This is a genomic window from Vibrio sp. zbq_1 (assembly GCF_043102935.1).
Lineage (GTDB): Bacteria > Pseudomonadota > Gammaproteobacteria > Enterobacterales > Vibrionaceae > Vibrio > Vibrio parahaemolyticus.
Map to the genome: position 1 here is coordinate 785,752 of NZ_JBICJH010000004.1, position 19,192 is coordinate 804,943.

Genomic DNA, 19,192 nt, shown 5'->3' on the forward strand with positions numbered 1-19,192 from the left:
TCATATTAACTAGTATCTTTTGTAGGTCACGGAAAGATTGATTCATGATTAAAAATATTCTTCTATTATGCGGCGGCGGCTCTTCTGAACACGAAATTTCACTGTTGTCGGCTAACTTTGTTGAACAACAACTAAACCTAATTCAGAACGTCAAAGTCACTCGCGTAGAAATAAAAAATGAAGGTTGGGTTACAGATCAAGGTGAATTGGTTTACCTTGATTTAAACACCAAACAATTGTGCTCGAATGAATCCAATCAAACGATCGACTTTATTGTGCCTTGTATTCACGGCTTTCCTGGCGAGACTGGTGACATTCAATCACTATTCGAAATTGCCGGTATCCCATACTTAGGATGTGGACCAGAAGCAAGCAGCAACAGTTTCAATAAAATCACATCAAAACTTTGGTACGACGCTTTAGACATTCCAAATACACCTTACTTATTCCTAACTCGCAATGATGAACACGCTCACAGACAAGCTGAACAATCCTTTGAAAAGTGGGGAAAAGTGTTTGTTAAAGCTGCACGTCAGGGCTCGTCTGTTGGGTGTTACAGTGTAACCGAGAAGCAAGCTATCGCTAAAGCAGTAAACGATGCGTTTGGTTATTCAGATCAAGTACTTGTAGAGAAAGCGGTAAAACCTCGTGAGTTAGAAGTCGCAGCTTATGAAATGAACGGTGAACTGCACATCACTAAGCCAGGTGAAGTGATCGCACCCGATGGTGCATTTTACTCATACGATGAAAAATACAGCAGCTCAAGCCATTCATTAACAGAAGTAGAAGCGAAGAACCTGACTCAAGAACAGATCGATAAGATTCGTCATGCGTCAGAAACCGTATTCAAACAAATGAACCTTCGTCATTTGTCTCGCATCGACTTTTTCCTTACGGAAGATAACGAAATTTACTTGAATGAAGTGAATACATTCCCAGGAATGACACCAATTTCAATGTTCCCTAAAATGCTTCAAAACAATGGTCACAAGTTCCATGAGTTTCTTGAAGATTGTATTAATAGTGCAAAGTGATTAACGTTTACGCGATACGTTTTGTGTTAGAAATAGTTGAATAGAGCACGGTTTGTTCAAGCGATATTTGAATAATGCTCAGTAACAATTATGATTGTATTAACGCATTAAACAGATGATTCAGTGGTATGGCAATTTCAAATTATAGAGGTTTTAACCTGCAGTCAGGCGGACCCGATGGCAGTATTTGGAAGGTTAAAATCAAAAACCACGTTTTACAAGGCAGTTTGACGGCGGTGAAAAAGAGCATTGATTGGTGGTGTGACACAGCATCAATCATTGACCCGAAAGAATTCGCGTCTCTTGGACAAAGAGCAAACCCAACCGGTGGTGTTCAATCAGAAGTTTTTAACGGCTATACCATTAAAAACGACACTGGTGAACCAAACGGTTGGTACTGTATGTTTAATGGAAAACTCATTAAAGGCGGCAAAGCTGCTATTCAACGACACATCGAAGCTTATTTAGTTGCAAAGCAGAAAGCGATGCAAGCACAGGCACAACAGCAAAAGAAATAACAGAATGACCCTGGTATATTCAACAGAAACCGGACGCATTAAACCGGAAGAAGAAAAAGTAGCTCGTCCTAAAGGCGACGGTATTGTTCGTATTCAGCGCCAAACCAAAGGCCGTAAAGGCAAAGGCGTTTGTATCGTTTCAGGATTAGACCTGGACGACGCGCCTTTGAAACTGCTCGCTGCAGAGCTTAAAAAAGTATGCGGTTGTGGCGGTTCAGTCAAAGATGGCACCATCGAAATTCAAGGGGACGCAAGAGATAAGATCAAAACGCACCTTGAAAAGAAAGGCATGGCAGTAAAACTAGCTGGTGGCTAAATTCCTGACATTAAAATCTCAGATAAACTAAAAATGGCGTCTATATGATTAGACGCCATTTTTATTTGCAATAAACAACGAGCTAATTGAAGAACAAGCAATCGAAGATTGATAGATCGATATTAGCTATTTTATGGTAAATCAGAATACTGTTAAATAAACTAATTCATGAACCTAACATAAACCACATAATTTTTACTTATGAAGTTATCGTAGACTCATCACAATAAATTGGCAAGTAGGTGATCTGATAGGTAACTGGTTGATTTCGGCAAGATCATGAACTTAATGACAACCCCAACATATTTAACATAACACATATAATGCGCACTGTAATAGTGGTTCCTGTGGACTTGAAATCACTAAGGCTAATCCAGTGCAAGCCATTGAGATTCCTGACAATCCAAGCCCATTAAACTTTTTTGCAATTCCTTCCCATACTGCTTTTATCTGCGGATTATCATTGCGATCAGCGTGACAACCCAGCAATGCAATCTCAGGGTCTAAACCTGATTGCTCTGCAAGAAAAATTGCTTGTGTATCAGTCATATAACGCTTTCCTTTGCGGAAATCACTGATTCTCTGCGGCGGCACATTCATATCCGCTGCAATTTGTTTGTCTTGTACGTAACTTTGAGCCTTTTTGTAGGCATCTAATAGTTTGTTCTGATACATACCGCTTCCTCCGTTTCCGTCAGTTTAGCTTATCAATCACCATTTTTGGTGTCTTGTGCTAACCAATTTTGGTGATTACGCTAATAACCAAATTTGGTTACTCAGTTAAATTTGCTTGGTGTTGCTATGAAAAAACTCTCTACTCAGAACGCGATCATTCTTGATACGGAAACTACTGGTTTAGGTTCTCAAGCAGAAATTGTCGAGTTCACAGCTATTTGTGCTCACACTGGCAAAGTTATCGTGAACGAACTTGTTAAACCTACATGTTCGATTCCTGCTGACGCAACGGCTATTCATGGCATCACCGATGAAGACGTTAAGGATGCACCCGACTTTCACTTAGTCTTCTCAAACCATTTTCTTCCGCTTCTTAACGGTCGCCCAATCATCATCTACAACTCAGATTTTGATACGCGCTTAATTATCCAATCTTTGGATAAGCACTGTAACGCTGCTTACGTGCAATCCGTTCACGATTTGTTTTTCAAGTTCTGTGTTCCTCAGTGCGCAATGCTTTGGTATGCAGAGTTCTTTGGTGTTTGGAATGAACACCATGAAGATTACAAGTGGCAATCACTTTCCAACGCTTGCGCTCAACAGAATGTTGATGTGTCTGACTTAACAGCGCACCGTGCACTGGCTGATTGTGAAATGACTCGTCGATTGATTCACGCCGTTAACTCACTGATTGAAAACCAAAACAATCAAAACTGTGACAGCGTCACTAAGCCTAGTTCAGAGGCTTAATCCATGAACGAAGCTCAAATCATCTATTACGACTTGCTGCCTGACTACACGGTTTCTGTGTTGGTCAAAGGTTGCGACGAATGGGATTTGCTTAAATCCATGTCTCATCTTGAGTCTTGGGCTTCCTCTCAGTTTACTTCTTATGAGTTGGTGTCCATCACCAACACGACCGTTGAACAACGTATCAATTTGGGGGTGTTTGATGACTACTGCAACTAACATCCTTAAAAGTTTCGATGAGCAAAGCGTTCATATTGATTACCTGTGTTTTACGTTTGCAGTGAAAGACTTACGTCATTGTCATGATGCGGTTCGTCGATTGCACAAGCATGAGGAATACAAAGGCTTTGCCAAATCTGGACTGTTACAGCGTCACTGTCGTGCACCTAAGTTCCCTGCTCCACCTGTGTTTAATCCGACGGTCGCTCAGACTTCCGACGAGATTGATGCGTACAACAAAGCATTTGATATCTGCTATCGCAATTACTTGGAAGACTGCTTGCGCATCTTCACCAACCAAGTGCTTGGTTTGTCGCTGTCAGCACCTCGCGGTTTGGGTTTCCAGTTCTACACCGAATCCATGAAACTGACTTCGCCAGATGGTGAGGACTTCTGCGGCTTCGTTGGTATCGGCGGTAACAATGACACGGTGCATTTCCAAATCAACGGAACGGGATGCAAGCATGTATTTGCCCGTCGTCCTACGTGGTCGCTACATGACTGGCTGACCAATGTACTTGGTGTGCAAACTTTGGCGCGTGTTGACTTGGCCTATGACGATTACGACGGGATTTTTGATTGCGAATACGCTTACAAGGCGTGGCGTGACGACTGTTTCCGCACCGCCGAACGTGGTCGTGGCCCTGTGCTTCATGAAGATATGACCATTGCCAGTATCGGCAAAGACGGCAAACCGATTTACACCAAAGAGCAATACTCGATTGGTTCGCGTACCTCGCGCATTTACTGGCGTATCTACAACAAGGCTCTTGAGCAGAAACTCGCGAACACTGGCCTTGTCTGGTATCGCTCCGAAGTCGAGCTTAAAAAATGGAATGTTGATGTGTTGCTGAATCCGGCTGGCGCGTATGCCGCGCTGAATGATTTCGCAGCCTCGATTTCTACTGCAAAGAAATTCAATACCAAACCCGTCCCGACGAAACGCGCGGCGTTAGACCTGTTGGCCTCTGCGCACTGGATGCGTCGCCAGTACGGGAAAATCCTTAATTCACTTATCGAGTTCCATGAGGGCGACATTGAAACCGTGGTCGGTTCCCTTGTCCGTGATGGAACGAAATTCACCTTCCCCGATACCTACGGCAAGTTGGTGACTCACATATTGGAGACTTAACAAATGGCTAAATCCGTTTTTGTACTTGGCATGGATATCACTTGGAACTCAGCACGTGGTGACAGTGCTCAACTGAACGTGTCACGACCTCTACGTGAAATCAACTCGGAGAAATTCAAACGCCGCACTATCGGTGAATCCGGTGATGTGAATCCCCAATGGGATCAACCTTTGATGATTGATCATCAATACGCCCTATTACTTGAACGTACTGGTGCTCTCGTTCCTCGTCGTGAATACCAATTGCGCTTGGAGATTAACCCAGAAGACCCATTGGCGGGTGCCATCGTTACGGAACTCATCCCTGTGGATGACGACATCAAGAAACATTTTGAAGCCTCGCTAAAGGCTAAATAAGGAATTTCGTTATGCCTGTGTGTGCTCTACCTAACGTGGACGGTTTTCTCGCTGTCGTTCCTGACATTGAAGCGGCTTCATGCAGTGGTTATGTCATGGTGACAGCTCAAGAATATGACACGTTAATGAGCTACACACAGCTGACTCCAGGAGAGATATCTCAAGCGTTCGGCTTGGGTTTTACCTTGGTGTTCGTTGGCGGCTATCTCTCAACTTACGCCATCAAGATGGCAATACGTTTAATAAAACTACTTTGAGGAATCTGTTATGAAACGTCTAAACGCGCTTAAAAAGTTCGGTAAACAAGCGGCGGCAACCGTCACTGTTGCGGTGCTTTCTGTCCCTGCTATGGCGGCGGAAGGTGGTACGGCTGACCCGTTCTCCGCTATCGACTTATCTGGTGTAGCAACCAAAATCGGCGCGGCAGGTCTGGTGATTGTCGGCATTACTATGGCTTACAAATCCATCACTCTTGCTAAGCGTGCTGTGAACAAGGCTTAAGTTTATGTTGGCCGTTCTCCACGATGTCCAACTCATCGTCTTTGTGCTTTTGGGTGGCATTGCCGGATACGTGGCCAGCCAAAACTTTAGAGGATAAGGGGGCTTCGGTCCCCTTTTTTAATGGTGAAAACGTGAATAAATCACTCTTTTTACTTCTGTTTTCGTGCTTGTTCTTATCACTTAATGCAAGCGCGGCTCAACCAACATATAAGGTTTCAGACGTTTCAGCTTATCCCGATTGTAAGTTGCTATTGGGTATGAGAGTTAACCCTGCCTCTTATGTCTCTTGTTATGAAAACAAGTTTGTTAACTACAAAGATTTCTCGACTAAGTCCTGTTATTTGAGGCATGGCAAATACGTTGTAGATATTATGTGTCACACAACCAGTGCTTCTTGGCCTCTTTATCGTGCAGCAGGATTCTTTCAAAATTCAGCTCAATGTCCTCCCGACCATGAAAAAGTAGAAGACGGGTACGTCGTCTCATGTGAACCCATCGTTCCTGCATGTGAGTATGGTGAAAACCCTGATGGCACCTGTATGGACGCTTGCCAGTTCAAAAAATCCATTGATGAAACCAAGCTGCTTCAATGGGTTGCGTACGTCTACGGTGAACAAGTCACTGGGGCATGCTATGGCGACTTTGGGGCAACCCGTTGCGAATTAGGCCGCATTCCCAGTGATACTACGCTTTGTACGGATGTCGAGTCTGGTCAATGGACTCAAAACACATTATGTCACGGTAACTTCCAGTTCACGGGCAATCAGTGTGAAGGTGGCACACTCTTCTGGGGTAAAGATGGCCCTGATACTCCTATCATTCCTGATGACCCAATTCATGACCCTGACGACCCAACAGGCGACATCGAAGACCCTAGCGTATTACCTGATGGCTCAACCAATACGGTGAATCCACCGGATACTGAGAAAAAGCCGGATGTTGAAGACCCTGATACTGATGATTCAACAGACATGGCAGTATTGAATGCGATTAAAGGCTTGAACTCGGATGTCAACAAGGCGCTAAATGATATGAACATCGACATCAATCAAGCCAGTGCTGACGTTCAAAACCAAATCATTGCATTGAATGCGTCGATGGTCACCAATACGCAAGCCATTCAAAAGCAGCAAATCAACGACAACAAGATTTACGAAAACACTAAGGCCCTTATCCAACAAGCGAATGCTGACATCACCACGGCCGTGAACAAGAACACCAATGCAATTAGTGGTGTGGGTGATGATGTAGAGAAAATTGCAGGGGCAATGGATGGTATCGCGGAGGATGTTTCCGGCATTTCCGACATCTTAGACGGCATTGCCAACACAGATACGTCTGGCGCAGGTACGGGTGGTACGTGCATCGAATCTCAAACCTGTACAGGTTTTTATGAGTCGGCCTATCCCGATGGCTTAGGTGGTTTGGTGTCCGGTCAGTTAGACAATCTCAAACATAACACCATCGACAACTTTGTCAGCTCGTTTGGTGACCTTGACTTATCCAGTGCCAAGCGCCCTTCTTTCGTGCTCCCTGTGCCGTTCTTCGGTGACTTCAGTTTTGAAGAGCAAATCAGCTTTGATTGGGTGTTCGGTTTTATTCGTGCGGTGCTCATCATGACGTCAGTGTTTGCGGCGCGTCGTATTATTTTTGGAGGTTAATATGGATTGGTTAGTCGATTTATTTAACAAGTTGTTGGTGTTCCTCTATCAACTTTTAATCTCGCTGGTCAACATGCTCAAAGACCTGTTCTTTTGGGCGGTTGAGCAAATCATGGCAATGGTGAATCTGTTGCTCTCTGGAGTGTTCTCCCTATTCGCTCCGGTCGATATGAGCCAGTACATGACCAGCATTCCGCCTACGGTGGCTTGGGTCATGGCTGCAGTTGGCGTGCCTCAATGTCTGTCCATCATTCTGGCCGCCATTACGGTGCGTTTGATGCTGCAATTGATTCCGTTTACGAGGTTAGGTTCATGATATACGCCATAGCAGGAAGACCAGGTGGCGGTAAAACCTATGAGGCTGTTGCCTACCACATTATTCCGGCCATTAAGGATGGCCGCAAAGTCATCACCAATATCACCTTAAACATTGATTGGTTCGTTAAGGTGTTTGGTGAAGACGTTCGAGAACTCATCAAAATCGTGGATGGCCGTTTAACGGATTTCGGTTCAACCTCGCGCCCGTTCAGCCAGATTGAAGACTACTCGGACGAATGGCGCAATGAAAAAGGACAAGGACCACTTTATGTGGTCGATGAGGCGCACATGAGCTTGCCAAGTCGAGGCTTGGCCGCGCCCATTCTAGAATGGTACTCAATACACCGTCACTACGGTGTCGATATTATCTTGCTCACGCAGAACATCCGCAAAGTGCATCGAGACATTAAGGACATGATTGAAGTGACCTACCGATGCACAAAGAACACGGCCATGGGTTCAACCAGTTCTTACACCAAGAAAGTGCAAGATGGTTGTGCCGGTGAAGTGGTGAACACCTCTACCCGATTTTATAAGTCGGAATACTTCCCGTTCTATAAGAGTCATTCGCAATCCAACAAGCAAGTGCAGGAAGCCGAAGCAAAAGACATTCGCCCGTTCTGGAAGCGTTGGCCTGTCGTCGGAACGGGGGTGCTGCTATCGCTTGGATTGGTTTTCAATATCTGGGCTTGGTGGCCGGAGCCAGAGCAACCGCCCGACCCCGTTAAACCACCACAGCCAGTACAAGCGCAGCTGCCTGACGGAACGCCAACGGTAGATACGGCAGAAACCAAAGCGAAGAAGAAAAAGAAAGCATCAGGGTTCGGGCCTTTGGAAGACTACGACTTCTATATCACCGGATACGCAAAGCAAATCGCCTACGCCAAACGGCTGAAGTATGCTGCCGAACTCGACCGTGACCTGACGTTCTACAAGATATACATCGATGTGTACGATGGTCGCGACAAGCTATTCAGTTTCGATCATCTGGACTTGGTAAAGATTGGGTATCAGTTCGAAGTGTTGAGCGATTGCGTGTATCGAGTGACTTGGGAAGAAACAGAGAGGATTTTCACGTGCGGCCAAAGAGAAAAGCCATCAGACATATTGCAGCAAAACATGCCTGTCCATATCTAGACCGCTCGCCACAGCGTCGAAGCTAGCGCAGTCTGCGTAGACCGAGGAAGCGGAACATGTAGGACACCAAACCTTGGCACTTCCACACCGAACTTAATCATGAGGCTCTATACGAGCCCTTTTTTATTATGTGCGCGGTATTGCGAGCATTTTGGGAGGGGCCCGCTTTGCGGGAGGGACCTAAAAGCGGAGCAAACCCCCGAATCTGTATTACGGGGGTAAATTCCCACTCCTTACTAACCTTGTGCTCTGGTACAAAAAAGCCGAACTATAAAAGCTCGGCTGAATCTACTAAATACAAGCATGCATAAAAGTTTCGTTTTACTCGTCTTCTTCTAACGCCACAATTACCTGAGATATATATTTCGGTAAATTGCTTAGATGCTCATCTAGCCTTGTTCCCGTACGTTGTGACGTTGCAGAAATATCAGCTTTAATCAATTCTAAAACAACTGATGCTGCTGCATGCTTTTTCTCAGTGTCTGTCAGTGTGGAATATTCAGTTCTCCACTTCTTATTTGCTTTATCCCAATGTGGGATTGTTTTTAGAATATCTCCCATGTACTCATTAGACATTGTGCCTCCTAACAGGCGTTTGATGTGTGTCAATAATATGAAACCGTATACACACAAAATCAAGAAAATAATTGATTTAGCACGCTCGTGCTATGCAAATTATGTATTGCAGGCCATTTCTAAACGATCCTCTGACCTTCGGAGAGAACTGGAGCTGGTCGATACCTATTGTTAGGCCTTCATAGCAATGCCACTTATAGAACTGAACATAGTTGAGTTCTTTAAACTCTATGGTGTACTATATTCATGTTTTTATGCAAGGGGTAGCTCCCTTATCTCAATAGCAGTGTTTGAAATGTATACAGACAATAAATTTGTTTTTTACGAAAAACAGTATTATCACGAAATAGAGTCCAAGCAGAAAATTGACCTTCGCTTGCAAACGATTATCGTTTTCACGTTTGCTTGGCTTAATTTAGCTACGTATACATTACAAGTTATAGATTATGAAAATAATAAATTAATCTCTCTGGTATTTTATAACTTGATGGCAATGTATTTTATTTTCGTATTAAAGAGCATGAGATACTCTATTTTCTCATTCTATGGTAGTACTTATCAATATTTACAATCTCCATTAGTGTTTGATGATTATTATAAAGACACTAATGATTATTACACTAAGTACAAAAATGACCCCGATTTTGCGGATAAAGAACTTAAACTCTTTATCAAAGAGAACTTGATAAATTCTACACATCATAATTGCAAGCTTAACGATGAAAGATCTCAAAAGGCTTTTGAGTCAGTAAAGTGGTTAGTAATATCTTTCTTACCCTTCTCGTTAGCATTCGCAATTTTTATAGCTTTTAAGCTAGATTTAAAACACCCTACAAAACCTATTTTAATCGAAGAAACCAATCTATCAGGAGCACATATAAATGTCAGAGAAGGACGCACCTCAGAAACAGACAAAACCATCATCGCCACCATCGCGACCGATAGGAATTCGCTCTGTACGCAACCATGTAACGATTCCGGTGGAGAACCCATCACCAACTTCTCATCGCCAAGGTCAAAGGACGTTCTCTAATGAGGAGTAAAGTTTGTGACAGATGACAACAAGAATGATAAAAAACCAAGTCCTCCACCTCCTCCACCTCGTCCACCTGGTGTTCGATATGTGAAAGATGGTTACAATCACGGTAAAGACAAAACCGAGAAGAAGAATAGAGGCTGAGTCTATTTATGTACTTAGATATACTAGAATGCGAAGAATATTTTTTCCCTAAACTAATAGAGCAATACTCTATGCTGGGAAATTACTTACAATCTTCAGACTATGTTAGTTTTGAAAATAACATTATAACTATTAATTTATTGTCTTATGAATTCAAATCAAAATATGGAGTTGTCTTTATAGATGGAAACATCAGATTGCGAGTTAAATTTGAAACTGTATCTTTAGATGGTGACGATTTATACTTTGACTTGTACTTAGATCCTCAAGGTCGAATTTATTCTGACTACAATTCTATCTTAGATAAAAACTACGTAGATATTTTAGAGCGCAGTAGCGTTAAATCAATTGACAAAAATATTTCTGAGTTTGTTTATAACTTTCTAAGTAAAAATAGCTTGATATAAAGAAATAAAAGTTAGGCTCATAGCCTAACTTTTATACTTTTACATGATTTTTTTCAATGCTCTAGCGTACTTTAATACTTTTCCCGCAGCTTCTAAATCAGTCAATGCTCCAATCTCTAACAACGCAATTCCAGTCAAAACTTGCTGAGCCGTTACCAGCTGTCCTGTTGGAAGCTCTAGTCTGTCGTAGTGCATTTTAAAGTGCTCCCATTGTTCTGATGGGCTCAGTTCCCTTCCTTTTGTCATTCTCATGAGTCGTTTACACTCAGGAGGAATGGTTTTCCCCTTATCCCATTCTTTGACCGTTCTCACATTTTTCAAACAAAGTTCAGCAGCTTGTTCGACGGATAAACCACATTCAAATTCACGAAAAATATAGTTTTTAGTCATTTCGTGATACTTCATTGAGTAGTCCCTCAAAAGAGAGACATTTTATAGGACTGGCATATGCAATCGCATTCAACATAAGCAGATATAATGCGCACTGTAATAGTAATTCCTGTGGACTTGCAATCACTAGAGCCAATCCGGCACAAGCCATTGAAATACCTGATAATCCAAGCCCATTAAACTTTTTTGCAGTTCCTTCCCATACTGCTTTTATCTGTGGATTATCATTGCTTCAAGCCCACATGGTACCTCAGGTTGAAGCAATGTTTGGAACGGCTATACCAAGCCTTATCAACGATCTCGTGTATACGTCAGTGTAATAATTTATTTTTTCATGAAAATTTGAGGTGTAAAAACCGAACCTCATAACCAAAGGTTCGGCTTATTGAGCTGTTGTTTTATTTATAACTTCACAAACCAAGGTCTCTTTTCATATGGTCGCTTAGCTCTTCGGATGCCCGTACGTTTTGCTTTCTTGAGTACCGATGCCTTAACTCACCACCAAACAACACGCGAAATACTCTAGTATAAAAATTTATGGTTTGTACAACTAACTTAGAAAAACTTATTTCTGGCAAGGATAATTGTTTCGTATTTTGTTTTATTACTTTCATATTCATAAACCTCAACATAATTTGTACTTAAACTTGATAATGCAACATCGATTACTAAAATAATTTTATTTATATTTTTGGTACAGTAATTTCATTATGGATAACGCAAGCCGCTTCAATTAACATGCTAACTTTACTTTTATTCAAAGATGTTATTTTTGATATAATGTCAACCTTATAGTTCCTATCGTTGACTAAAGATTTAATATCGTCACTGCCTGAAACGTTAATAATCCCATTTTTTATATTATTAACAATCTGCTCCAAGTGGTATTCAGAAACCACTTCTTCGTAACTTTTAAATATCATTTTCCCCCTCCGTTGATGCAAGTTATACTGTTCAGCCTCCAAAAAGACAACGTGACTCAGAGTTGCAGATAGGTAACAATCATGGAATGGCTCAATAGCGAACTCATCAACTTCGCGGCAATATGCAAACACCTCTCTTTAACTGAAGCAGCTAAGGAACTTGGAAAATCAAAGGCTCAAGTCAGTCGTCAACTCGCGATGCTTGAAACTGCTTTAGGCGTAACATTGGTGCATAGAACGACTCGAAAGCTCGTCTTAACTGACCATGGGAAAAGTATTAGTCCTCTGGCTCTTGAAACATTAAGTAAGCTACAAGAACTAAACTATAGAGCCAGATCACTGACTGACTGTATTAGCGGTAAATTCAAGATAACAATGCCAAACTCTATAGCTTCATCAATTTTCGGCAGTATTTTGAGAAAATTACAAGAGAGATACCCTGCGGTAATTTTTGAAATTTCGTCTAGTAATAAGGTCGAGAATTTATTAGAAAGCAATGTTGATATTGCAATAAGACTAAATGATGTTGTTGATGATAATTTAATTGCGCATAAAGTTGGGAATTATAATGATGTTCTAATTTCTAACAACAGCAATGAAAAAAGTAGCACTCTTCTTATATATAAAAATCATTCGAATAAGGAAGAAATAAGAAAAAGTTATTGTGATGTGATAGAGGTCGATAATACATCAATTTTATTGAACTTTGTTGAGCAAGGTGTGGGATTGGGCGTAATACCCAACTACCTGTTAAAAGGCAGTAGTCATCAAGAACTTTTAAAAGTTACCCATACATACAGCACAGAAAAGTCAATGTATGTCGCCTACCCCTATCAAAATCCATTACCGAGAAAGCTGGCCGAAGTTTCATCTTTCATAAGGTTAGAGCTCACAGCGATCTTAGGGGAAAAGTAACTATAATTACGGTGTCACATCCAGTTGGACTTACTCATTTGAGGTCTGCCGAAAAATGACAAATAACACTCAAAAACAAAGTTAAGTTGTAACAAATTATGTTAACGATATTGTCAATTCAATTATCTCAATAGAGGAATGATGCTTTGCGTCACAGAGATCGTGGTAAAACATATCCTCGGAAATGCTTCTAATGAATGCATATCACGTTAAATAGTGCATCAATTGACTTTGACTAAAACATAAATCTAGTACAGCTCAATAATCAATTGATTTCATAATCTGCGAGCGGTATGGTGTTTGTGACCCCCATAAAAAACAAGGATATTGGCTATGGATAAATTACTGGCGTCCGCTTTAGAAATTAAACAGCGCACCATGGTTACTGGCCTTTTTGCAAAGAACGGGTTCAAAATCGCCATGACAGATTTTGACGATGTTACTTTTGAGCGAGAAGGCGTCCAAGTTAACGTACATTTTGACATGGCTTCAAATGCTGAATCCGTTTCTGTTTTGTCCAAAAAGCCATTCTCGTTAACTCGATAAACGATATAAGCCGAACTAACCTTTGGTTCGGCTTTTACTCATCATTGTTTAATCATCTAAGTACACGACTAGCAAATCAGCTTCTATGGCGTTCGCAAGCTTAGGGACAGAAGAAAAGAAACGACTCAACAAGCTATGATGATGGCCACATACAACGAGATCTATCCCTACTTCCTTCGCAATTCCGGAGAGCTTGATGTGAAGATCACCAATTACAACCATACTGTCATGGACTTCGTAATCACACTCGTCAGCAAGCTTTTGTAATGCATTCTGCAACTTTCGTTCTTCTTTCAACTCTAGAATAATCTTATCGACATCTACATAGACTAAGGAAAGCTTACTTTTTTCATCTTTCGCTAAAGAAACTGCTTTATCGATGACTTTTTTGCTGGAATCAGTAAGGTCTACCGCGACCAAAATATGTCCATAACTCATTACGTTCTCCTATTTTGAATGGTACTACTTTTAGTCTAGCTTATCGAACACACTAAACATCGGCTTACCTGCCGATATCTAAATGAAAACATCCAAATCCCCATCTCTAAGAGCTCAGCTGTTCGAACATATCCCCCTAAAACATCAAAAGCCTCTCACTAAACATTACACCGTAACTTAAGTTGACTAGTAACCGATGCTGTAAAACTAAGTCCGTAGTGGCTCCTGCCTCTAAGCGCTCTGAAAATCTAGATTAAAGATCATCAAAAACTCTGCCGCAATTTTAATGATATAGCCCCTGGATAAGCAGTTCTGACACACCGTCTGCAAGTACTTACTGTCTTTGTATGGAACTATATATAAGCACCTAATTCCAATTTTATTTTGTGACACTGTATCTTAATGGAAAATTCAACACATTATACTGGCTAATTATCCCCCTTAATGGCTGTTGTGTAATTTAATTACATTTAAATCACACAAAAACCTTGGGAAAGCAAATAACTCTACGATAACTTACTGATTAATATTAACTTTAACCCAGATTGACCTGAATGACTATAAAGTAGCCACTGCAGCATGCTTATGGATAAAGATGAGTTGGTAAAATTTTACCTGCTACTTTCGTCTAAATGGTTGGCTCTTTTACTGCTGTAGTTAAGAAGGTTGTGTTACGCGGTAAAGGAATGACTTAAATTGTTTGATGGGAAATGGATTAAGAAAGGGGCAAAAAAAAGCAGGGTCTGTGCCCTGCTTCTTCTATTAACTGTCTTGTTGTTTGGCTGCGTATTCTGCGCGAATCTGCTCTGCCACGATTTTGATCGCTTCGGCTGTACTTGTGCCCTTTGCCATCAGTTCTTGAATTCGTTCTACAGCTTCTTGCTGCTCTTTGTGCGATATAGGTGGTAAATCGTCAAACATAAAAAAAGGCTCCTCAATGTGAGGAGCCGACTATAACGATTCAGTTAATAGGTCGCAAGGAAATTAATGGATGCGCCCATTGCATTTTCGTTTGTGTATCTCGCAGCAATATCTAATTCAATCAGGTTCAATGGCGATAAGCCTATACCAGCCGTAATCGTCCCTTCATCATTACTTCTCGCAAGGTTTTTCATATAGCCACCTCGTAGTGCCATTTGGCGCAAAATGTCTATTTCGAAGCCAGCTCGAATCATTTGGGTGTTGTCATCAAATGAGGAAAAGCGTTTCTCTTCATTTAAGTCGTAGTCGACGCTCATGGTAAAGTAGTCTGCAACGATACCCGCACCGACTGTGTAAACAGGTCTCATACTGTATTCGTATGACTGAATCGTATCAGTGTTGTACTGGAACGATTTGGTTTTCACGTCTCTTCCAATCAAGTTTTTAGCCGAGATACCCAAACGATATGGACCGAAGAACCAAAGTGCACCCGCATCTAAGTTAAACATAGTTTCAGCAGTTTCGTGTTCACGGAGATCTTTGGTATCAAAGTTTTTAAAGCTGGTCGCATACGAATATGTATAGATGCGCTGCAGTTTTGGGGTGATACCAAAAGAAAGATGCTGATTCATAAAGTTGGTGTACTTGGCAAGAGACACCCCCGCCTCCGCTACGCCAATCGAAACACCTTGAACATAGCTGTCTGTTAGTGGATCGACACCTGATGTATCAACATTAGGTTGAACAAATGACTCTGTGTAGAGTTTTCCGTAGACAGTTGCTGATAAGAATTTATTTGGAATACCAACGGCAACGACACCACCTAAGTCAAAATCCATTTTTTTGCCGTCAATAGCGTCCATGGACTTTTTGATCTCATCAACATCGGTCAGCTTACTGATGCGCTCGATTTCGTCAATAAGATCATATTGATCGTCATAACTTATACCGAAACTTGGAATGATCATACCCGCGTCGTCATTGCGGCGGTAAATTGCAGTCAACGCAGGGTTGAAAAATGGAGCGGTCAGATAAGAGGCAGAAACGGTACCAACACCACCCATTGCATCGCTACGTGCTTCAATAGCATAAGTCGCAGCAGAAGCGACATTCGCAAATAGTGATGCTGTAATGGTGGTGGCTAAAATTTTGAATTGGGTTTTCATACTACACTTGTGTTTTTAGTTCTTCCTGAACTTATATCGGCACAAATGTTATTTCTTTAATTATTCTTCCTGAGAAAGATCATAAGTACGGCTGATTGTTTGAGCTTGCTCAACAATTATGTCCCCTTGCCAACGTCTACTGTTGATACTTACCGCTAAAACATATCTATCGTTTGGTACACCAGCTAATTCAAGTGAGTTTGGGTAATTAGATTCGTAGGTTTTCTTCCACATCTGCTCATACTGGCCATCCACATAGTCGTATAGACCGACCTCTAATTGAGGTAATGGGCAATGAGGATTGCGAAGTGCACTCTTTTCTACTTTCCAGTTCTCTTTTGATGTCCAGCGAACATATTGGGAGGAGTTTGAGTCTCCGAGTATCACCCAAGTTCGGTAAACTTGTTTATCTTTAGATACAACGGACAAGTGATACAAACCGGCTTCCAGTTTACCTGTGAGGTTGTATCGCTTGAGAAAACTGCGTTCGTTTGCTATTTCTGTCCCATCAGCTTGCTCTTCATAACTGAAAGAGCTGTCACCAGATATAGACTCATCAACCCAACGACGAAACGATATGTCCTCAATATCTGTTGTCGCTCTAAGTTTGATCACCAAACGGAAAGTATCGCGCCCCGGACTTTGGATAGTTTGACGAATCACGTTTACGCCACTGATCCAATCAGGCAAGGTAACACCTGTCAGTGATTTGCCACAATTTTTCGAAAGAGATTGACCGAGTAAGTCATTGAGATGAGGAGTTAGATCTTTGCTTGGCTCTGTTTGCCATAACTCAACCAACGAGTTGAACATCCCTGCGAGGTCATCTTCAAGCAGGTGTTGATGAGCTTGTGTCAGTGGCGTATTGGTTTGAAACCAGTCCATCGCTTGGACTGGTTTCACTAACGCTAACGAGAGAACTACAGGGAGTAGCGTTTTCATTATCGATTATGCTTTCATCTTGTAGCCTACGCCACGAAGCGTTTCGATTTCAAGGCCTGGCAATTTCTGACGAAGTTGAAGTACGTGGGTATCTACGGTACGTGTTGTAGGGAAATGGTTGTAACCCCATACATGGTCTAGTAGTTCATCACGAGTAAAAACGCGGCCTAGGTTTGACGCCAAGAACAGAAGCAAATCAAACTCAGTACGAGTTAACGTGATCAAATCACCTTTGAAGATAACTTCACGTGTTGCGCGATCGATCTCCAGATCTTTCGTCATCACTTTATCTGCATTAGCTTGATCAGCAGAGTCAGGCGCACGCAGTTGAGCACGAATACGCGCGAACAATTCAGCTTCTGCAAACGGTTTTGTAAGATAGTCATTTGCACCAGAGTCTAAACCAGCTACCTTATCTTTAACGGTAACAAGAGCCGTTAACAAGATAACTGGAACGTCTTTAAGTTTCTTCCATTCAGGGAGATGTTGTACGGAGTCACCGTCAGGTAGCTGGCGATCTAGGATGACAAGATCCGCTTTTTTCCACTGAGGTTCGACGTCGGCAATACGCTCCACATGTAAACACTCATATCCTGCTTGTTCCAGGCTTACTAACAGGCCATCAGCCAAGTTTTTATCGTCCTCAACGAGAAGCAGTGTCTGTTTCACAAGGTATCTCCAATATAAAGGTTGTAGGTGGTCCCATTAGGGACATTTTTCCGCCCATGCGGCCTACCATAGATTCAACGATTGTTAATCCAAGTCCTAACCCGCTCTTACTTACGAACGGTTTTCTCAAATTTGCCCAGTCTTTAGAAGTCAAATCACCGGCATCTCGGACTTGGAATACGATTTTTTCTTCACTGGTTTGAACATTCAGTTCAACCGGTGGAACGCCATACTTAAGTGCGTTTCGCAATAAGTTATCGATACATGTTCCAAGCCAGTAAACGTTAACTTTTGCCGCTACATCTTCGTTGATGTTGAAAAGCACAGCGTTATCAAATTCTTCTTCAATCTTATATTCTAGCCATTCTGCTACAGATGGAACCCAATCTGTTGCAAGCATTTGGTTATCAGATTGCAAATAATCTTTACTTGCCTCCGCCAATTGACGCAATCGGCGAGTATCTTCACATAATCTTCGGAATTCGTCATACACACTTTCAGGTAAGTGCTCAAATTCTCGTCTAAATCCTTCGACGGTTAGCGATAGTGAAGCAATTGGCGTTCGAAGCTCATGCGTTAAGATCTGTAAGACCAGCATACGGCTACGAAGTTCTTCACGCTTACTGTTCCAACGGTACACCGCCCAGCCAATGACAAGCAAGATGTTTGCAATGACAAGGATGATCATACTGATCCGCAATACTTGCGAGTGATCTTCTACATCCCAACATATATTGCCTCGTTTCACGAAACAGCTTTTGCTTTGTGACGCTAATGTATAAGAAAGACCTGCATTCGCGACGTTTTCTTGCCAAACATCTTTGGAAAATACGAAGTAACGGTCTCCACGACGAAGCCACATTTCCTTGCCTTCAATAAACATACTTGCTCCTGCAATTAGAGCATTAATGGCGTCATCGTCCATATTTTGCAAGCTTTCTAGTAGCTCGTCACCTTCTTCGTTGTCACGCTCTTTAATGTGCATGTACTGAGCAAGTTTAGGACGCAACTCGGGATACTTTTCAACATAGCGCGCCGCGTAAGTACCGCCACCCGGGTGAATTAATCCACTACGCGAGAACCAACGCGGCGTTAATTGCGTTCCCTTACAAATAGCACGAGTAAATACTAGAGGTTCAGTAATTAGAGGGCTGAGAGGTAATTTCCCTCGACATGTATTCGCCAAGCTGTAGAGCTGCTGAATATCCTTCAAAGGATAGTCAGAAGTTTGAGGAAGCAACGAATCAGGTGAAAGTAACTTCGTAGGGTAATTTGATTGCAGAATGCGTATATCATACGATTTAAGAGCCACTTCATAGTTAAATAGCTCTGTAAACGTATCTATGCGTTCTGGTAGTGAATCGGATAATGCAGGTGCCGAGAATAGTGGCAATATTGATGCAAAACCGAGCAAAAACTGTTTAATCAAACTGTTACCGTTACTTGTTTCATTAGCGAAAACTATACATCAATCTACAAGCAATTGACATTAGCTAACTTA

The 19,192-nt window shown here is 41.9% G+C and carries 26 protein-coding genes and 1 pseudogene; 16 read left to right on the plus strand and 11 right to left on the minus strand.

From position 1 onward, the window contains the following. Nucleotides 1-44: 44 nt before the first annotated feature. The 3 genes from ACF8CV_RS03815 (at nucleotide 45) to yciH (ending at nucleotide 1,868) form a co-directional block, all read left to right on the plus strand. Nucleotides 45-1,034, plus strand: coding sequence for a D-alanine--D-alanine ligase (locus ACF8CV_RS03815; RefSeq protein ID WP_138937291.1), 990 nt, complete (start codon nucleotides 45-47; stop codon nucleotides 1,032-1,034). A gap of 128 nt (nucleotides 1,035-1,162) precedes the next feature. Further along, nucleotides 1,163-1,552 carry a DUF3319 domain-containing protein gene (locus ACF8CV_RS03820; protein ID WP_005498869.1) on the plus strand — a complete coding sequence of 130 codons (390 nt, stop codon included), beginning with the start codon at nucleotides 1,163-1,165 and terminating at the stop codon, nucleotides 1,550-1,552. A 4-nt stretch (nucleotides 1,553-1,556) separates the two neighbouring features. After that, nucleotides 1,557-1,868: a stress response translation initiation inhibitor YciH gene (gene yciH / locus ACF8CV_RS03825; protein ID WP_020835292.1), complete on the plus strand. Its 312-nt coding sequence runs from the start codon at nucleotides 1,557-1,559 to the stop codon at nucleotides 1,866-1,868. A gap of 306 nt (nucleotides 1,869-2,174) precedes the next feature. On the opposite strand, the gene ACF8CV_RS03830 is transcribed toward yciH, so the two are convergent. Then, nucleotides 2,175-2,543 (minus strand): DUF3693 domain-containing protein, encoded by a 369-nt coding sequence (locus ACF8CV_RS03830; RefSeq protein WP_046875304.1) that lies wholly within the window; start codon nucleotides 2,541-2,543, stop codon nucleotides 2,175-2,177. Between the two features lie 126 nt (nucleotides 2,544-2,669). Here ACF8CV_RS03830 and ACF8CV_RS03835 point away from each other — a divergent pair, with 126 nt between their 5' ends. From ACF8CV_RS03835 to ACF8CV_RS03875, 9 genes are all read left to right on the plus strand, one after another. Further along, entirely contained in the window at nucleotides 2,670-3,293 is a 624-nt protein-coding gene (locus ACF8CV_RS03835; protein ID WP_208871040.1) for a 3'-5' exonuclease, read from the plus strand. 3 nt (nucleotides 3,294-3,296) lie between these two features. Then, complete coding sequence (locus ACF8CV_RS03840) at nucleotides 3,297-3,512, plus strand: hypothetical protein (protein ID WP_005477640.1); 216 nt, start codon at nucleotides 3,297-3,299, stop codon at nucleotides 3,510-3,512. Further along, entirely contained in the window at nucleotides 3,496-4,644 is a 1,149-nt protein-coding gene (locus tag ACF8CV_RS03845) for a replication initiation factor domain-containing protein (RefSeq protein WP_005477651.1), read from the plus strand. The genes ACF8CV_RS03840 and ACF8CV_RS03845 overlap by 17 nt, the downstream gene beginning before the upstream one ends. A 3-nt stretch (nucleotides 4,645-4,647) precedes the next feature. After that, nucleotides 4,648-5,001 (plus strand): DUF1293 family protein, encoded by a 354-nt coding sequence (locus tag ACF8CV_RS03850; RefSeq protein ID WP_015975173.1) that lies wholly within the window; start codon nucleotides 4,648-4,650, stop codon nucleotides 4,999-5,001. An 11-nt stretch (nucleotides 5,002-5,012) separates the two neighbouring features. Next, complete coding sequence (locus ACF8CV_RS03855; protein ID WP_208871039.1) at nucleotides 5,013-5,258, plus strand: single-stranded DNA-binding protein; 246 nt, start codon at nucleotides 5,013-5,015, stop codon at nucleotides 5,256-5,258. Between the two features lie 10 nt (nucleotides 5,259-5,268). Beyond that, nucleotides 5,269-5,502 carry a phage coat protein gene (locus ACF8CV_RS03860; protein ID WP_208871038.1) on the plus strand — a complete coding sequence of 78 codons (234 nt, stop codon included), beginning with the start codon at nucleotides 5,269-5,271 and terminating at the stop codon, nucleotides 5,500-5,502. A gap of 371 nt (nucleotides 5,503-5,873) precedes the next feature. Next, nucleotides 5,874-7,163, plus strand: coding sequence for a methyl-accepting chemotaxis protein (locus ACF8CV_RS03865; protein WP_238988922.1), 1,290 nt, complete (start codon nucleotides 5,874-5,876; stop codon nucleotides 7,161-7,163). A 1-nt stretch (nucleotide 7,164) separates the two neighbouring features. Beyond that, nucleotides 7,165-7,479 (plus strand): DUF2523 family protein, encoded by a 315-nt coding sequence (locus ACF8CV_RS03870; RefSeq protein ID WP_017822026.1) that lies wholly within the window; start codon nucleotides 7,165-7,167, stop codon nucleotides 7,477-7,479. Continuing rightward, a complete protein-coding gene (locus ACF8CV_RS03875; RefSeq protein WP_021035986.1) occupies nucleotides 7,476-8,618 on the plus strand; it encodes a zonular occludens toxin domain-containing protein in 1,143 nt (380 codons plus the stop codon). The genes ACF8CV_RS03870 and ACF8CV_RS03875 overlap by 4 nt, the downstream gene beginning before the upstream one ends. A gap of 321 nt (nucleotides 8,619-8,939) precedes the next feature. Here the strand turns inward: ACF8CV_RS03875 and ACF8CV_RS03880 are convergent, their stop codons facing one another. After that, nucleotides 8,940-9,194, minus strand: coding sequence for a hypothetical protein (locus tag ACF8CV_RS03880; RefSeq protein ID WP_208871036.1), 255 nt, complete (start codon nucleotides 9,192-9,194; stop codon nucleotides 8,940-8,942). 295 nt (nucleotides 9,195-9,489) lie between these two features. On the opposite strand from ACF8CV_RS03880, the gene ACF8CV_RS03885 reads away from it, so the two are divergent. Both ACF8CV_RS03885 and ACF8CV_RS03890 read left to right on the plus strand, forming a co-directional pair. Then, on the plus strand, nucleotides 9,490-10,227 hold the full coding sequence (locus ACF8CV_RS03885) for a hypothetical protein (RefSeq protein ID WP_208871035.1): 738 nt from the start codon (nucleotides 9,490-9,492) through the stop codon (nucleotides 10,225-10,227). 155 nt (nucleotides 10,228-10,382) lie between these two features. Further along, nucleotides 10,383-10,781 (plus strand): hypothetical protein, encoded by a 399-nt coding sequence (locus ACF8CV_RS03890; protein ID WP_208871034.1) that lies wholly within the window; start codon nucleotides 10,383-10,385, stop codon nucleotides 10,779-10,781. Between the two features lie 39 nt (nucleotides 10,782-10,820). Here ACF8CV_RS03890 and ACF8CV_RS03895 read toward each other — a convergent pair whose 3' ends face one another. The 3 genes and pseudogenes from ACF8CV_RS03895 to ACF8CV_RS03905 all read right to left on the minus strand — a co-directional run bounded on the left by ACF8CV_RS03895 (nucleotide 10,821) and on the right by ACF8CV_RS03905 (nucleotide 12,094). Beyond that, a complete protein-coding gene (locus tag ACF8CV_RS03895; RefSeq protein WP_208871033.1) occupies nucleotides 10,821-11,186 on the minus strand; it encodes a phage protein in 366 nt (121 codons plus the stop codon). After that, nucleotides 11,164-11,400: pseudogene (locus tag ACF8CV_RS03900) on the minus strand (DUF3693 domain-containing protein); the annotation flags it as partial. The gene ACF8CV_RS03895 and the pseudogene ACF8CV_RS03900, both read right to left, overlap by 23 nt. 454 nt (nucleotides 11,401-11,854) lie before the next feature. Then, nucleotides 11,855-12,094, minus strand: coding sequence for a hypothetical protein (locus ACF8CV_RS03905; protein ID WP_069509768.1), 240 nt, complete (start codon nucleotides 12,092-12,094; stop codon nucleotides 11,855-11,857). An 81-nt stretch (nucleotides 12,095-12,175) separates the two neighbouring features. Between ACF8CV_RS03905 and ACF8CV_RS03910 the strand changes: the two genes are divergently transcribed. After that, on the plus strand, nucleotides 12,176-13,009 hold the full coding sequence (locus ACF8CV_RS03910) for a LysR family transcriptional regulator (RefSeq protein WP_138937293.1): 834 nt from the start codon (nucleotides 12,176-12,178) through the stop codon (nucleotides 13,007-13,009). Nucleotides 13,010-13,342: 333 nt separating this feature from the next. Further along, on the plus strand, nucleotides 13,343-13,555 hold the full coding sequence (locus ACF8CV_RS03915) for a hypothetical protein (protein WP_005479370.1): 213 nt from the start codon (nucleotides 13,343-13,345) through the stop codon (nucleotides 13,553-13,555). Between the two features lie 48 nt (nucleotides 13,556-13,603). Here the strand turns inward: ACF8CV_RS03915 and ACF8CV_RS03920 are convergent, their stop codons facing one another. From ACF8CV_RS03920 to vxrA, 6 genes are all read right to left on the minus strand, one after another. After that, nucleotides 13,604-13,993: a universal stress protein gene (locus ACF8CV_RS03920; protein WP_017447541.1), complete on the minus strand. Its 390-nt coding sequence runs from the start codon at nucleotides 13,991-13,993 to the stop codon at nucleotides 13,604-13,606. Nucleotides 13,994-14,755: 762 nt separating this feature from the next. Then, a complete protein-coding gene (locus ACF8CV_RS03925) occupies nucleotides 14,756-14,914 on the minus strand; it encodes a YoaH family protein (RefSeq protein ID WP_005455352.1) in 159 nt (52 codons plus the stop codon). A 44-nt stretch (nucleotides 14,915-14,958) separates the two neighbouring features. After that, nucleotides 14,959-16,080 (minus strand): conjugal transfer protein TraF, encoded by a 1,122-nt coding sequence (locus ACF8CV_RS03930; protein WP_005455289.1) that lies wholly within the window; start codon nucleotides 16,078-16,080, stop codon nucleotides 14,959-14,961. Nucleotides 16,081-16,140: 60 nt separating this feature from the next. Then, nucleotides 16,141-17,022, minus strand: coding sequence for a DUF2861 family protein (locus ACF8CV_RS03935; RefSeq protein WP_005455351.1), 882 nt, complete (start codon nucleotides 17,020-17,022; stop codon nucleotides 16,141-16,143). Nucleotides 17,023-17,028: 6 nt separating this feature from the next. Further along, complete coding sequence (gene vxrB / locus ACF8CV_RS03940) at nucleotides 17,029-17,691, minus strand: response regulator transcription factor VxrB (protein ID WP_025442766.1); 663 nt, start codon at nucleotides 17,689-17,691, stop codon at nucleotides 17,029-17,031. Further along, nucleotides 17,666-19,120, minus strand: coding sequence for a sensor histidine kinase VxrA (gene vxrA / locus ACF8CV_RS03945; RefSeq protein ID WP_015313246.1), 1,455 nt, complete (start codon nucleotides 19,118-19,120; stop codon nucleotides 17,666-17,668). Before vxrA ends, vxrB begins: the two co-directional genes overlap by 26 nt. Nucleotides 19,121-19,192 lie beyond the last annotated feature (72 nt).